This is a genomic window from Virgibacillus sp. (genome assembly GCF_013393565.1).
Taxonomy (GTDB): Bacteria; Bacillota; Bacilli; order Bacillales; family Amphibacillaceae; genus Virgibacillus; species Virgibacillus dokdonensis.
In genome coordinates, this window is sequence record NZ_JABXHF010000017.1 from 45,490 (window position 1) to 58,436 (window position 12,947).

Below are 12,947 nucleotides of genomic sequence, written 5' to 3' on the forward strand. Positions count from 1 at the left end.
ATTAAATTGATTCTGTTAGTCGAACTGTATCCCTTGCAATCATTACTTCTTCATTTGTAGGAATAATGATTACTTTTACAGGGGAATGAGGATAATTAACAAATTGTTCTTTTCCTCGTGTGTTATTCAATGTAGGGTCCCAGTATACACCCATAAACTCTAAGCCGCGTAAAACTTTTTCTCGAATTAATACACTGTTTTCTCCAACACCAGCTGTGAAAATGATGGCATCGACGCCACTCATTTTAGCTGCATAAGAACCTAAGTATTTATGGATACGTTCAGCAAATACATCTAATGCTAGCTTAGCTCTAGTATCCTCTTCAGCCTTTTGCTCAATGTCCCTTAAATCACTAGAAAAACCAGATAGAGCTAACATACCACTTTCTTTATTTAGCACATGAACGACTTCTGAAGCTGATTTCCCTGTTTTTTCCATAATATATGGTATAAGTGCTGGATCAATGTCTCCAGAGCGAGTCCCCATTGTTAAACCAGCTAGTGGTGTGAATCCCATTGACGTATCAAGTGATTTTCCACCTTGAATAGCAGCGATACTAGACCCATTTCCTAAGTGACAAGAGATTAACCTTAAATTTTCAAGTGGCGCACCTAACAATTCTGCTGCACGCTGGGAAACGTATTTATGCGATGTTCCATGGAAACCATATTTACGAATACCATAATCTTCATAATAATTATATGGCAAACTATATAAGTAAGATGAAGGCGGCATTGTTTGATGAAATGCAGTATCAAACACAGCAACCATAGGCACTTCTGGCAAGATATGGCGAAATGCATGAATGCCTGTTAAATGTGCTGGATTGTGCAAAGGAGCCAATTCAGAAATTTCTTCAATTCCTTGAATAACATGTTCAGTTATTAACACAGAATCGCTAAATTTTTCTCCTCCATGAACAATACGATGACCTACTGCATTAATTTGATCAAGTGACGTAATGACGCCTGATTTTTTCAAACCTTCTAATAATTTCCTTACAGCTTCTTCATGATTAGGAATATCACCTACGAATTTCTCTTTTTTCTCTTGTGCTTTCATTTCAAAGATAGCTTCATGAAGACCAATTCTTTCTACAAGCCCTTTAGCAAGAACCGTTTCTTCTGGCATTTTTATTAGTTGGAATTTCAAAGATGAACTACCGGCATTAATAGCCAATACGTTACTCATTGCTGTTCAACTCCTCTTTTTATACGTTTGGAACCAATTATTTATTTGACCTAAAATATCTCCCATTGCATTGGTATTTGAAAAAGAAGGCATTTTCACCAATAATGGTTGTTTAGGAGTGGTGGTATGGTGACCTTTTTTTTGTAAAATTAAAATACTCTTTTTTTGTTTATCTGTTTGGAATGCTGTATCAGGTAAACCTAGTAGTCCTACAATATGTGCATGTTCATGTAAAAATTTCTTTAATTGATCTGCTTGATCACTTTCAAACAAAAACTCAGGAATAACAAATAAAAGATATGCTCCATCTACAGTATATTTAAGACTTTGCTCCATAAATAAATGATGTGCATAGGAATGTCCTTCTTTTGCTTGTAATTCAAAGCGTGACGCCTGCATGTCGTCAGGATAATAGCCCACTGGTAAATCTGCTACAACTAAATCAACCGGGTCTAGTAAAAAAGGTTGCAAACTATCTTGGTGAAAAAATTCAATTTGCTGCTTTTGTAGATTGGCATTCCATACACCTAGTTGAATTAATGTTGGATCGACTTCACTTGCATACGCTTCTTTATCTTGAGGAAGTTGGCTATACACAGTTGTCAACAAGTTTCCAGTACCGCTTGCTGGATCAAAAATACGAATTGATTTTTGCCCTTCCATTAGTTTGTTGCTTAGATAAGCAATAATTAAAGCAATTGTTTCAGGAGTCATCATATGCTGTGCTTGAATTGAGCCTTTCATTCCTTTTAATATTGCTAGCTGATTTGCCTTTCTAATCTCTTCAACTGTATAGTCAGCTATGGATGTGGTTTGTAATAATGTTTCCAGCTTATGAGTTAGTTGTTCGTCATGATTTATCGTAGGTGTGCAGTGAAAAATACATTCTTGTGCATATATCAAGCTGTCTAAATAAGTTTCATTCACATATTCTTGGATAGTTGTAGTAATCTCATCTATCCAACTATAAAGTGTCTCTACATTTGATTTTGAATTCTTCATTCATTGCAGCCTCCATTCGGTTGCTATAAAGCGTCATCTATTGTATCAAAAGGATTAAATGAATACAATGAATTGTGCTTTCACCCGATTGGACAGTAAAAATCCCCCTCCCAATGGAGAGAGATGTTAAATTGCTTTTTTCGCAGCCTCCAGAGCAGCTTCATAATCTGGATGATTGCTCACTTCACTCACATATTCTACGTATTGAACTTTGTCGTTACGATCGATGATAAAAATAGCTCGCGTCAGTAAGCGTAATTCTTTTATAAGAACTCCGTATTGATGACCAAAATTTGCATTACGGTGGTCGGATAACATTTCTAATTTATCGATATTATGCTCGGTTACCCAACGCTTTTGTGCAAAAGGCAAATCCATACTCACTGTTAGTACTTGAACGTTACCTATTGCGGATGCTTCTTCATTAAACCGCTTTGTTTGATCAGCACATACACCAGTATCAATCGAAGGAACAACACTGATTAGCTTTATTTTTCCCTTGTAATCATCCAACGTTGCATCTTGTAAATCAGTCGTCAATACCCTGAAATTTGGTGCTTGATCACCAACTTGCACCTCTGTACCTAACAGGGTAACTGGTTTATGTTGGAATGTCACATTTGCCATAAGAATCATTCCTTCCTAAATAATTGTATTCCCCTACTATTATGAATTGATTCATGATCCATGTCCACTATTTTACGAGGAATAATTTGTGAACAAAATAACAACCGCTTTCATTTTTGTTTACTTGCATTCAACTTTGTTTCGTCTATTCTGTGTAAAAACCACTCCAATTGCCATTTTATAGGAAAATAATAATTTTCCTTTTTACAGAATCACCCCAAAAGAAAGTAATCCTTGCTCCTAAATCAAACATCATATTGCGTCGGAGCTTGTTTATCTTTTTTTTCGGTATCTTTCTTCGATGACTTTTTTTTATCAGCAGATTGAATAATCTCTTGTACTTTTTCGACAACTTGAGGAGCAAAATGCAACATTTTTTCATAAATATGTGTTTGCTCATCCAAATGCACCATCTTAATTCCTTGATTACTTGCGATTAAAAAGGCTACAGGTGTAATGGATACACCACCTCCACTACCACCGCCAAAAGGCAATGTCGCTTCACTGTCTGATGAAAGGTTACTTGTTGATTGAAATTCGCTGCCGCCTGCTGCAAAACCAAACCCAACCTTAGATACAGGAATAATTATACTACCGTCTGGAGATTGTACAGGATTACCTATAATGGTATTTGCCTCCACCATATCCTTTAAGTTTTCCATTGCTGTTGTCATTAAACCTTGTATTGGATGATCTTCCATATACTTTACACTCCTTTAACTTTGCTTTGTTTGCATATCTACTATTCGTAACACTTGTATAAAACTAGTTATAGCTTGTGTGATTTTAATGGATACCATACAAGAAAAATACACCTCTAAATATCTTTGTTGAAATAAAGGTTGCACTTGCAAGTCTGATTTGCAACTTTGCTTACTTTTCCCCATAATCCAGCTAGTTATGACACCTTTAATTCCCCAAACGAAACCAGAAAGTGTGCCTGTTACAGCAGCATCTCCTGTCCCTCCTTTCGTATACCATTGCCATTGCTGAATAACTATATGTTGTAAAGTAGCTTTGGCTATGGCATTGATCTCTTTTAGAAGACGATACATTTTTTGTAACTGGTCAGATAAAGAATCAAAAGAACGCTCTTCATACGTTTCCAGTTGCTGAAGTTGAATTGTCTTATTTACTATTTGAATAAAAAGCCAACTTATTTTTATATGTAACATAAATTGTGTTGAAGAATATTCAATGCGAATACTCATCTTCCAATTAATTGAACAAATCATGATCATAGTTATTAACAAAATAAATAAAACCCAAAATGTAATCCACACGCTTTTCACCCCATTACAAGGTATTATTCTACTGCAATTCTATTTTTATCCAAAATTAACTACAAACGGTATTTATTTTTAAAACTTTTGATAAACATGGTAGAATGAAGTGAAACAATCTTTCATATTAAAACGACATAGAAGCTTACATAGACGGAGGGTATAATAGGATGGAACGAAATAACTTGTTTTTTTACTACTTAAATCCAACCGGTATAGAAGAAAAGATAGCAACTCTTCATCATGCCGCAATTGAAAACGGTTTTAAAGTTGTAGAAGATGCTAAACACGCAAATATAATTGTGAGTATCGGTGGCGATGGTGCTTTTCTGCAGGCAGCTAGAAAAACACAATACCGCCAAGATTGCATTTATATTGGAATTAATCGCTCAGGAGAATCCAGTTTATATTGTGATTTTCATTTGGACAATTTTGATAAAATGATGCATACTATGCAGCATGAAGAACTTGAAATACGACGTTTTCCTATTATTAAAGCAAATATTAACGATGAAACTAGCTTCTTTTGCCTTAACGAACTAAGTGTTCGCTCTACCATTATTAAGTCCATTGTGATGGATGTATTCATTGATGAGCAACATTTTGAAACATTTCGCGGAGATGGTTTAATTGTTGCTACTCCTACTGGGAGTACAGGATATAATAAATCTACAAATGGTGCTGTTATAGACCCTCGCATTCCTTGTTTCCAAGTAACAGAACTGGCATCCATTAACAATAACCGTTATCGTACACTTGGTTCTTCTTTTATACTTAACAAAGACAGAACTTTACGTTTGTCTGTGCGTCAAGATGGAAATGATTACCCAATTATTGGCCTTGATAATGAAGCATATTCCATTAAAAACATTCAGGATATCACTGTTACTTTAAGCGACAAAGTTGTAAAAACTGTAAAATTAAAGAATAACTCTTTCTGGGATCGTGTCAAACGAACCTTTCTGTAAGTTAGTTTATACCCTGCTTCTTCTACGCATTGCGAAATTTAGTTTTTAAAGCAAATAAAAGGACTACCCTTTAACGGATAGTCCTCTTCTACCATACATATTATTTTAGTAAGTTTGTTGACCACCAAATTGTTGCTCTGCCATTTGTACTAGACGTTTCGTAATTTCCCCACCAACAGATCCGTTAGAGCGAGAAGTTGAATCCGGTCCTAATTGAACACCAAATTCTTGAGCAATTTCATACTTCATTTGATCTAGAGCTTGTTGTACACCAGGGACTACTAATTGATTTGAATTGTTAGTTGCCATATTAAATCACCTCCTTGGTACTTATAGAATGTGTACCAAGAAGAAAATCCATTCATAATTTTGTTTGGTAGTTACTGTAAATAATTGAATAGATGTTACATTAAAATAACCCAAACACAACAAAGTACCATAAGACCTTTCACAAGAAGATGCCACGTCTAACTAAACAGCGTATATTCCACTAAAAATTCTTAGAATAAGTGGCCAGAAACAAAAACATCACCGACAAAACGTCAATTATGTCAAGCCATTCATTTTGTCTTAAAATAAATCAACGTAAGCATTTTCGTTAGAAGTAATTTTAATTGTCTCCACTTCCATTATAGCGTCATCCATTAACTTCGTGAAATCTGCTTTTGCTTCAAAATGGTTAGCTTTATCTCTTTTTGGTTTGGTTTTTGGAGATTTTGGCACAAAGACCGTACAGCAATCTTCATAAGGGAGAATGGAGGTCTCATATGTGCCAATTCTTTTAGCTATGTCAATAATTTCTGTTTTATCCATTGCAACCAATGGCCTCAGTATAGGCAAGTTTGTAACTTCATTAATAACATGCATGCTTTCCATCGTTTGACTAGCAACTTGACCTAAATTTTCTCCTGTAGTTAAGGATAAAATGGAATGATCTTGACAAATTTTTTCACTAATTTGCATCATTACTCGACGCATAATCGTCATTGCATAACCATCGGGCACTTGCCGAAATATTTCCTGTTGTAACTTCGTAAATGGCACCAGATGAACTTGAATAGATTTCCCAAAATGTGTCAATTGTTTAGCCAAATCAAGCACTTTTTGCTTTGCTCGCTCGCTCGTAAATGGCGGGGAATGGAAGTGTATAGCCTCCAATTGAACACCTCGTTTCATTGCTAGATAACCAGCTACAGGACTATCAATTCCGCCGGATAATAGCAATAACGATTTACCCGAAGTGCCAACTGGTAACCCACCAGCTCCTTGGACAACACTGGACGTAATATACGTTGCTTCATGGCGAATTTCAATTTTAATTTCTATATCTGGGTGATGAACATCTACTGTAATACCATTTGTATTCAATAACAAATATCGTCCTACTACATGGTTAAATTCTTGCGATCGGACTGGAAAGGCTTTGTTTATGCGCTTTACTGTCACTTTAAATGTCTTAGCAGCAGTATTTTTCTTTAGTGCATATAACGCTGCTACTTTAATATTTTCAGGTTCATTTTCTTCTTTAATGGCCAAGCTTAAACTCTGAATACCAAAAATATATTTACACTTCGCTATGATCGGTTCTGGATCATGACCATTTAATAAAATAAACATTCTTCCTTGCGTGCGTTTTACCTTTACATTTTTATAATCCTGCAACTTACTTTGAATATTCTCTTGTAAACGAAGAACAAATGCTTTCATATTTTTTCCTTTTAAAGCCATTTCTCCGTAACGAATTAATATATGATCGTATTGCATAATATATCTACCCCAGTACATTTTTTAATTGCTGTATACTCTTGCTTAATATATTAATAAATCTTTGTAACTCTTCCATTGTATTCATATAGGAAAGGCTAATACGAAGTGCAGATGTTGCCCTTGACTTAGGTAAACCGCAACCTATAAGAATCCTACTTTCCTCGGATTGCTTAGAAGAACAAGCGGACTTTGTTGAAATATAAATACCATGATTGGCTAGTGTGTGAATGAGAACCTCTGGCTTTATATCAGGAACAGAAAAATTGATAATGTGTGGTGCTGCATGTAACGGTGTATTAATAAAAACATCCGGCAGTTCCTCTAGCTCCTTACGAATGTATTGTTGCATTTGTATTAGGTCGTCTCTTTGATTTTTTTCTTTTTCCAAAATCAATCGTAATGCTTTTATGAATGAAACTGCTCCTGGCAGGTTTTCTGTTCCAGAACGTATTCCTTGTTCCTGAGACCCTCCATGAAATAATGGATAGAGTGTGGTTCGATCTTTCACATATAAAATACCAGTTCCTTTTAAACCATGGATTTTATGGCCTGACATTGTACACAGATCTATTCCACTATCTGTGAGAGTCAAAGGCACTTTGCCTAACCCCTGCACATAGTCAACATGGAAGAATAATTTTGGATAATGTTCGGCAATTTTTGCAATTCCCTCAATAGGTTGTATCGATCCAAGCTCGCTATTTACGTGCATGATACTTATTAAAATTGTGTCATCTTGAATGGCCGCCTGTAAATCATTTAAATTAATAACACCCTCTTGATTAACAGGTAAATAGGTGACATCAAAACCTAATGTTTCTAGGCCTTTGCACGCCTCGTATACAGATGCATGCTCAATAGCAGTTGTAATTATATGCTTTCCTCTATGCTGATGTTCAAAAGCAATTCCTTTAATTGCAAGATTATTCCCTTCCGTTCCACCAGAAGTAAATACAATTTCGGAAGGAGCAACTTCTAATAACTTAGCTGCCTCGCCTTTTGCTTGATGCAACAACTTCTCCGATTCTCCCCCTAGTGAATGGATAGAGGAAGGATTCGCAAAAAAATTCATGGACACTTTTTCATAGCTTTTTAACACAGATGCTTCTGGTTTAGTAGTTGCACTATTATCTAAATAAATCATTTTCTATATTGCCATACCTCTCTTTTTTTATGTTTCATACCCAAGTTAAAACGTGTTACAAAAAACTTGGCTTGTCGCTAAATTTTTATGGCGACAAGCCATGTTATCTATGGATAAATATAAAAACAAAGGTTTATAGTAAGAAAAACTACAGCTTTTGGCGATAACTCAAGTTCTTCTAATTACCTATTTTAAAGTAAAAAAAGGATACCATCGAATGCATATCCTTTTTCCATACGACCTTGTATATACTTATTCCTCAACAGCAGATTGGTAAGCCTCAATGCGCTTTAGGGCTCCCGGCTCTACCTCTTCAATTGCTTTAGCCGCATTCTCAAGTGCTAATTCATATTCATAATTCCTAAATAAACGCTCCGACTCCGCCAATTTTTCCGCTAACAGCGGGTATTGGCTCCGGTATCGGTTCGCATATTGAATGACCTGCTCAGTCAAATAGGCTTGTTCTAACATCAATTCTGTTTGTTCTACACAATAGGTCACAGCGTTTTTCGCATCATTTAATGCTTGTTGCACTTCTGCCATCTCTAAAGGCTGATTTTCTAATGCTTTTACAACACGTTGATTTTTATCATTAGCTGTTTCCATAAGATTCCAAATAAATGTAGGAACTCCAGGAACATTACTCTTTTTAAGCTTTCGTTGTACAGAATACAACTCATTCCGCATTTCTGTCAACATTTCCTTAGCCTTTAGCTCATCTTTGCGTAGATTTTGAATTCGTTTTTTGAATGCTTTATGGCTTTCTTTTAATGTCTCAATTTCTTCAAGTGCTTCTTCTATTTCTTTACGAAGCTTTGTATGCGGCGATTTTTCTTCTTCCATATCGGAGACGACTGTTTCCATTTGTGAATTTAATTTCGAAATTAATTTTTCCAAAGATATATATTTTTCCATATCACTATCTTCAAAATAATAAGCCTTTTGTAGCTGCTCTACCTCTTGCTTTGTGTCATTAAAAGTAGCTGTAACTTCTTGCATCGTTTGTTGATAAGTGGGTAATTTTGTTTCCACATAATTTTTAGCAATTGCCTCTTTTTCCAATAATTGATACATTTCTTTGGAACGTGTTTCGATCTCTTCAATTAATGTCTCGCCATTAGCCATGTCACCTTTATCCAGTTTATCCACGATCTGTGTAAGCTTTTGCTGATAGTTGCGAATTTCTTTTTCAAACGCAAGGTGCTCAACGCGGTACCCTTCACTTTTCATTTCCTTAATTCCCGAAAGTAGATCATCTAATTGAGAAGGAAGCTCTTGTTTACACATTTTATATACATGTGGAAATTCCTCAAGCTGTATTTGCAAATGATCAAGAGATATGTTTAGATTATCAACCAATTGTTTTGCCTCTATGTAATTCCCTTCTTCTATTAGTTCATAGTAAGAAGCAAGCTCTTTAAACAGTTCATCTAATTTTGTTTCAAAATAACTCTCTGCTTTCCCATATTGATAACGATTTTGCGATAGTTTCTTCCGCAAATCTTTTAGCGCTGGTTCAACATATTCCATTTCTTTTCGACTCTCTGCCTCAGAATTGAGTAACTCATCCACTTCTTTAATAATTTGTTCAATTTCCATTTCTACTTTTTGAAGTATTTTTTCCACTTCTACTAAAGTTTTTTTTGCTTTTGAAAAGCGATAACGGTCTGCCGCTTCCTCCGCATCAAACAAATGCTCCTCAATATCTGTTAATTCCTTTGTAACAATATGTTCCCAACGCTCTTTCCACGCCTCAAACTTATCTTGCGTTTCTCCAGATAAGTTAAGTATTTTTATACGGGAGAGCTCGGCATTGATGTTTCGACCCATGATATCCATTTTCCAAGCTTCATTGCGATCGACAACATCATATACCCTTTTACGTAAAATTAGTCCTGTAATAACAAGTGCGATAACTACAAGTATAATGCCAATGATGTATGCCATAAAATGCCTCCCAACTAAATCTCCTAAGAACCTATTCCTAATTTTTCAATTACAACGCTTCGATAATCAAAACGGTGCGCCTTCTGTATTTAATTGAAACCGCTACTCACGCGGTGTCCAGGTATCACGTAACTCTTATATATAACAAACATTCTCTTAAACCAGGGAAGTTGGAAATACACACAACTTTCGACTGTAGTTCGTATAGGTATATTTATAATAACAAAATTAGAGAATGGTTTTTTAACATTATATTCAGCGAATCATAATAAATCTACCTATTATAATACCATGTTCCACGTACCTTTTGCTAAAAAAATACAAATTAATTGCATAATCGTTAAAAATATTACGTTTGATAAACAAAAATAACCCCTAGCAAGTATTTCTCTCATTATACAATCAGTAAACCTTATACGAGATAACTTTATTTGGCTATCAAACTTATCCTTTATACATAATTTTTTTGCTTCATAACTAAACAATCAAGCCAGTCATGAATTGTTTTCACATAATTCCGAACAAAGATTTGGTGCGAGTATTCTCCAATTATTTGATGTTTCCATTCATTCGGCATCATATATGGTGTTACTAACATACCTTTCAATTGCATAAACAAATAGGTTCGATCATTAATTGATGTCCGTTGCTCATCTAGCACTCCGTAAAACGCTTGAGTCAATAGATGATTTTCCTTCGCTAAGTATGTAACAGAAATTTCTCTTACAAAAACGGAATCTAATGACAACTCTCTGTGGATAAAACAAGAGAATTGATGCTTTGTTTGTTTATACTGTATAATAAAAAAAATTAATTCTTTTAATTGATGCAATTTGTTTAGATGTTGATTCTGTTCAATGGTAGCTTCTACTGTTTCAAGGTATTTTTCATAATAGTCTGTAACAGCGAATTCAAGTAAACCTTGTTTTCCTTTGAAATAATAGCTGATTAAGGATACATTGACTCTTGCTTTATCTGCAATATCACGTACAGATGTACCATGAAACCCTTTTTGAAAAAAGAGTTCAGTAGCCGCTTCAATAACCTTTTGTTTCGAGGGATTCATTTTCATCTTATTCAACTCCTTATATCAACTTTACGACAAACGGAATCACTTATCCTGCATTTTTTACTCGACAAAAATAACACCTTTGTCGAAATCAACTTTAATAAAGGGGACGTTTTTTATGTTTCAAACTATTTATTATTCGGGAGATAAACAGAGAGATTATGATTTGTTAATTCGACAGCTTCAAGCGTTAAGCGATGGTGAACAAGATGAAATAGCCATTCTTTCTAATACATCTGCGCTTTTAAACCAATTTCTAGATAACACAAACTGGGTTGGATTTTATATTTGGAAAGAAGAAGAAAATGAATTAGTACTAGGACCTTTTCAAGGTTTACCAGCTTGTATTCGAATTGGTTATGGAAAAGGCGTTTGTGGTACAGCTATTGCGAAAAAAAAGACGCAACTTCTTGCAGATGTCCACCAATTCCCTGGTCATATTGCTTGCGACGGGGACACTAATTCGGAAATAGTCGTACCTATTATACTAGATGATAAAATATTTGGCGTGCTAGATATTGATAGCCCTATACATGATCGATTTGATGAAACAGATCGAATTTATTTGGAGAAATTCGTTCAAACGTTGCAGTACTATTTAAAAATGTCTGAAACGACTTATTAGAAAAATCTTGGCTTACCGCCAACGCTCTATAGCGGAAGCTGTAGTTTTTTACACTGTCATAGGGTGGGGCTTGCACCATTTTTTTCAAGTTAAGTACTTCTTTTATTACACCTACCCTCTTACAACACTATTTTTACCTCTATGCTTTGCCTTGTAAAGTGCACGATCTGCACGAACAAATAACTCACTAATAGAATCATTGCAGTTGTTTTTCCAAGTAGACACACCACAAGATAGCGTTACCGGCGGATCCGTATTATTTTCCACATAGTTGCAAATTTCTTCTGCCAATACTACCACTTCGTTAATTTCCTTATCCGGTGTGTAAATCGCTAACTCTTCCCCACCCCATCTCGCTGGGATTGCGTGATGATTCGAAAATTGCCGAATAATTTTCGCTACTTGTTTTAACACATTATCACCAATATGGTGTCCATATGTATCGTTTACTTTCTTAAAATCATCAATATCAAAAAGAATTAAAGAACCATTTCGTGTTATTTGTCGCTGTTGACTAATTTTTCCTTCTAAGTAATTCCTCGAATAAAGTTTCGTTAAATCATCTGTAATCACTGCTTTTTGAAGTTCTTCTTTTAAAATAGTGTTAAAGAACGCTAAAGAACAATGCTGAATAAGTGATTGCATAAATTTAAACATCTCAAAGGAAAAGAAATAAGAAGAAGAATGCATAAGTACTACCATGCCATAAACTTTTACTCCTTGCTGCAAAGGAATACATATTAAAGAGCGATATGGCAAATCAGGAAAGGCATTGTAATTTCCATGAAAGGTTGCTCGCATCTCTTGCTCCATTAAAAACGTAGTAAAGCTATCAGAACCATGAAAATAATCTGTGCTTGCTTGTAAAATTGTCATCTCTCCAGTTTCTGTATAAAAAATAAAGCCAATTTCCTGCGCTTCACATATTTCTAGAATGGTGTCTCGTATGTACTCCGCAATATCCTTCAAATCTAAGTTGGAATTAAGGTGATGCGTGACGTCATTAATTAATTTTAATTCTGAAATGAGTCGTTTGTTATGCTCCATTAGACTAGCATTTTCAATTGCCTTCCCTGCCGTTTTCGCTACATTAGTCACAAATAAAATATCTTGGTTTGAAAAATTATGCCCACCTTTCCCAAATAATTGAATGACACCATAAACGCCTTGGTTTCCTGTTAACGGCAAGAAAATGCTGGATACAGTTTCTAATTGTTTTTCAACTTGCACCTCTCCAGATATAAATGCCTTGGTACTCAAACTTACTGACTGTTTATCATTATATTCAATTGGCTCTATTGGATAATCAACATCTATTTCCGT

General features: G+C 35.1%; 13 protein-coding genes. 2 read left to right on the forward strand and 11 right to left on the reverse strand.

Annotated elements, in window-relative coordinates:
• Nucleotide 1: 1 nt before the first annotated feature.
• The 5 genes from HLX49_RS05395 to HLX49_RS05415 all read right to left on the reverse strand — a co-directional run bounded on the left by HLX49_RS05395 (nt 2) and on the right by HLX49_RS05415 (nt 4,104).
• A complete protein-coding gene (locus HLX49_RS05395; protein WP_077703274.1) occupies nt 2–1,192 on the reverse strand; it encodes an acetate kinase in 1,191 nt (396 codons plus the stop codon).
• 6 nt (nt 1,193–1,198) lie between these two features.
• Nucleotides 1,199–2,194, reverse strand: coding sequence for a class I SAM-dependent methyltransferase (locus tag HLX49_RS05400; RefSeq protein ID WP_077703273.1), 996 nt, complete (start codon nt 2,192–2,194; stop codon nt 1,199–1,201).
• 126 nt (nt 2,195–2,320) lie between these two features.
• Nucleotides 2,321–2,821 (reverse strand): thiol peroxidase, encoded by a 501-nt coding sequence (tpx, locus tag HLX49_RS05405; RefSeq protein ID WP_077703272.1) that lies wholly within the window; start codon nt 2,819–2,821, stop codon nt 2,321–2,323.
• Nucleotides 2,822–3,066: 245 nt separating this feature from the next.
• A complete protein-coding gene (gene ytfJ, locus HLX49_RS05410) occupies nt 3,067–3,522 on the reverse strand; it encodes a GerW family sporulation protein (RefSeq protein WP_296360957.1) in 456 nt (151 codons plus the stop codon).
• Between the two features lie 15 nt (nt 3,523–3,537).
• Nucleotides 3,538–4,104: a DUF2953 domain-containing protein gene (locus tag HLX49_RS05415; RefSeq protein ID WP_077703270.1), complete on the reverse strand. Its 567-nt coding sequence runs from the start codon at nt 4,102–4,104 to the stop codon at nt 3,538–3,540.
• 170 nt (nt 4,105–4,274) lie between these two features.
• Here HLX49_RS05415 and HLX49_RS05420 point away from each other — a divergent pair, with 170 nt between their 5' ends.
• Entirely contained in the window at nt 4,275–5,072 is a 798-nt protein-coding gene (locus HLX49_RS05420; protein ID WP_101933770.1) for an NAD kinase, read from the forward strand.
• 105 nt (nt 5,073–5,177) lie between these two features.
• On the opposite strand, the gene HLX49_RS05425 is transcribed toward HLX49_RS05420, so the two are convergent.
• The 5 genes from HLX49_RS05425 to refZ form a co-directional block, all read right to left on the reverse strand.
• Entirely contained in the window at nt 5,178–5,381 is a 204-nt protein-coding gene (locus HLX49_RS05425; protein ID WP_073010034.1) for an alpha/beta-type small acid-soluble spore protein, read from the reverse strand.
• Between the two features lie 261 nt (nt 5,382–5,642).
• Nucleotides 5,643–6,836, reverse strand: a complete 1,194-nt coding sequence (thiI, locus tag HLX49_RS05430) for a tRNA uracil 4-sulfurtransferase ThiI (protein ID WP_077703268.1) — start codon at nt 6,834–6,836, stop codon at nt 5,643–5,645.
• Nucleotides 6,837–6,843: 7 nt separating this feature from the next.
• Nucleotides 6,844–7,983: a cysteine desulfurase family protein gene (locus tag HLX49_RS05435; RefSeq protein WP_296360958.1), complete on the reverse strand. Its 1,140-nt coding sequence runs from the start codon at nt 7,981–7,983 to the stop codon at nt 6,844–6,846.
• A gap of 252 nt (nt 7,984–8,235) precedes the next feature.
• Nucleotides 8,236–9,930 carry a septation ring formation regulator EzrA gene (gene ezrA, locus HLX49_RS05440; protein WP_296360959.1) on the reverse strand — a complete coding sequence of 565 codons (1,695 nt, stop codon included), beginning with the start codon at nt 9,928–9,930 and terminating at the stop codon, nt 8,236–8,238.
• Between the two features lie 451 nt (nt 9,931–10,381).
• A complete protein-coding gene (refZ, locus tag HLX49_RS05445) occupies nt 10,382–11,002 on the reverse strand; it encodes a forespore capture DNA-binding protein RefZ (protein ID WP_077703265.1) in 621 nt (206 codons plus the stop codon).
• A gap of 115 nt (nt 11,003–11,117) precedes the next feature.
• On the opposite strand from refZ, the gene HLX49_RS05450 reads away from it, so the two are divergent.
• Nucleotides 11,118–11,624 (forward strand): GAF domain-containing protein, encoded by a 507-nt coding sequence (locus tag HLX49_RS05450; RefSeq protein WP_296360960.1) that lies wholly within the window; start codon nt 11,118–11,120, stop codon nt 11,622–11,624.
• Nucleotides 11,625–11,735: 111 nt separating this feature from the next.
• On the opposite strand, the gene HLX49_RS05455 is transcribed toward HLX49_RS05450, so the two are convergent.
• Nucleotides 11,736–12,947, reverse strand: a 1,212-nt coding sequence (locus tag HLX49_RS05455; protein ID WP_296360961.1) for a sensor domain-containing diguanylate cyclase, incomplete at its 5' end; no start/stop codon positions are given.